This window comes from Mesorhizobium sp. WSM4829 (assembly GCF_055811475.1).
Genome location: NZ_JBVVQJ010000113.1, coordinates 1 through 1394, shown reverse-complemented (window position 1 = coordinate 1394; position 1394 = coordinate 1). Strand labels below are relative to the sequence as shown.

2 protein-coding genes are annotated in these 1394 nt (G+C 58.7%); both read left to right on the top strand.

All coding sequences use genetic code 11. The features are described from left to right. The coding region (locus AC0L17_RS34410) for an aspartate/glutamate racemase family protein (protein WP_473518981.1) at nt 1-440 on the top strand (440 nt) is incomplete at its 5' end. 72 nt (nt 441-512) lie between these two features. Beyond that, nucleotides 513-1394: 3-hydroxyacyl-CoA dehydrogenase NAD-binding domain-containing protein (locus AC0L17_RS34405; RefSeq protein ID WP_473518980.1), on the top strand; the 882-nt coding region annotated here is incomplete at its 3' end.

Here is a 1394-nt window from a genome sequence, read left to right as displayed (position 1 = left end):
ATCAGGCAGCGGTGGCTGCGGCGGTAAGTGTCCCGGTAGTAATGTCCAGCCTGCTCTTCGTGCCGGCGCTGCTCCGCCAACTGCCCCCAAACGCCAAACTCGCTGTTGTCACAGCTGATTCGCGAGTCTTTCGAGATGATCTGCTTGGGCTCAGTGATTCGGAAGAGAGGGCGCGGATAGTCATCGGTGGCATTGAGGGCGGTAAGATGTTGGAAAATGCGTATATGCGTCCGCCACAACGGACCGATATTGCCGACATTGAGAGTGATGTGGCTGCTTGCGTCGCCCGGCTCCGCATCGCACATCCGGAGATCGCTGCGCTACTGTTCACGTGCACTGGATTCCCGCCGATAACGCCGGCAATCCGACGTATGACAGGGCTGCCTATCTACGACATCACCACCATATGCCGGATGACGCTTGAGGCCGTTGGCGCCTAATGTTGTCATCGCTTCAAGTTCTTCGGGTTTTCTCGCAGCCCACTCGAGAAGTCACTCTCCAGATCCATTGATATGAGGGAATCTATGCGCATCGCATGCATCGGCACAGGGGCCATAGGCGCGAGCTGGGTGGCATTGTTCATTACTGGCGCGCATGAGGTGACCGTATGGGACCCGGCACCGGGTTGGCAGGATCGTCTGTTGGCCGCCCTCGACCGCTACGAGCCGCAATTGCGAGAGCTTCAAATGCCAACTGTACGTTCGCGCCTTCGACTTTGCGCCAGTTTGGGTGAGGCGGTGGCTGAGGCAGAGCTCGTTCAGGAAAATGCCCCGGAACGGATAGATCTCAAACGAGCGCTGGTCCGGGAAATTGCCAGTCTAGCGCCGCTCGATTCGATTATCGCCTCCTCCACATCAGGACTTTTGCCAGCCGATATCGCTAGAGACATTCCCAATCCGGGTCGCCTCCTCGTAGCACATCCTTTTTTTCCCCCGCACCTGGTCCCGGCCATGGAGATCGTCGGCACACCGGAAATGCCGACAGAAAGACTTGAAGCTGCGGTCGAATTCTACCGCAGCATCGGCAAACAACCGGTTGTAATGTCGCATGCCATTCCGGGTTTTATCGGCAATCGCCTGCAAGCCGCGATGTGGCGCGAGGGGTTCCACATGATCGCGGCCGGCGAGGCTACGATGGAAGAGATCGACAACATTATCAAGGGCGGACCTGGCCTCCGCTATGGCATTTCAGGCCCGTGTGAGGCCCAATTGGGTTGGGTAGATCAGCGGGAGGCCCCGGGCGAGATAGATGAAGAAAGGTGGTCGATCCTGATGCAGACTGACTGGAGCCGCCTGCCCGGTCCGCCGCTGACTGATGCACTGCGCGACATCCTTCGTCCGCAACTTTTGGCAGCGCGCGCAAAGAAGCTCACCGACGACGCATGGGAGAAGCGG